This window comes from Streptomyces sp. URMC 126 (assembly GCF_051386555.1).
Lineage (GTDB): Bacteria > Actinomycetota > Actinomycetes > Streptomycetales > Streptomycetaceae > Streptomyces.
Map to the genome: position 1 here is coordinate 1 of NZ_JBPQTX010001065.1, position 256 is coordinate 256.

Here is a 256-nt window from a genome sequence, read left to right on the forward strand (position 1 = left end):
GTCGACATCTCCTCCCTGGCCCCGCTGCCGAACGGCGCCTTCAACGACGCGATCGTCGACGGGCTGAAGGCGTCCGTGGCGGCCGGCCACACACCGCGGGTGCGGGTGCTCGTCGGGGCGGCGCCGCTGTACCACCTCAACGTGATACCCGCGACGTACCGCGACGAGCTCCTCTCCCGGCTCGGCCAGGCGGCCGACCGGGTCACCCTGAACGTCGCCTCCATGACCACCTCGAAGACCGCGTTCTCCTGGAACC

At 71.1% G+C, this 256-nt stretch carries 1 pseudogene; it reads left to right on the plus strand.

Annotated elements, in window-relative coordinates:
• Window positions 1–256: pseudogene (locus tag ACSNOK_RS35105) on the plus strand (phospholipase D-like domain-containing protein); the annotation flags it as partial.